Source organism: Polaromonas sp. P1_G2, assembly GCF_056405515.1.
Genome location: NZ_JBFUBY010001400.1, coordinates 1 through 409, shown reverse-complemented (window position 1 = coordinate 409; position 409 = coordinate 1). Strand labels below are relative to the sequence as shown.

The 409-nt window shown below is 59.2% G+C and carries 1 pseudogene; it reads left to right on the top strand.

The features are described from left to right. Positions 1-47: 47 nt before the first annotated feature. Positions 48-409: pseudogene (locus tag AC1D0P_RS30765) on the top strand (hypothetical protein); the annotation flags it as partial.

Sequence of the window (409 nt, the reverse complement as noted above, 5' to 3'; positions counted from 1 at the left end):
CGCTGCGCGGGCAGGTAGTAAGGACGATCACACCCAAGAAGCAGCCGGTGGAGCGGTGGTTCTATATCGACATCAGGCAGGCGCTTGATCCCTCAGTCGATCGGGAAGAGGCGATCCTCTCCGTGCCGGCGGACAAGGTCATTCGCTACGACTTCAATCGCTCCATCGACAAGGACTATTCTAGCACCGAGCGAGAGTTCGAGAACCTCGTCTTCCCGCTAGCCCGGGCGTTCGACGGGATGGCCTGGCAGATGGAATTCGTCACCTGGGCCAACGCCAACGGCCGAATGCAGGAGCTCTGGCCAATCGTCCAACAGTTCTACACGGAGGTCTTGGCGAATTTCACGGGCTACCATGTGCCCGTAATCGCGCTCGACAAGGCCACAACCAAAGAAGCAGTGTGCACGGT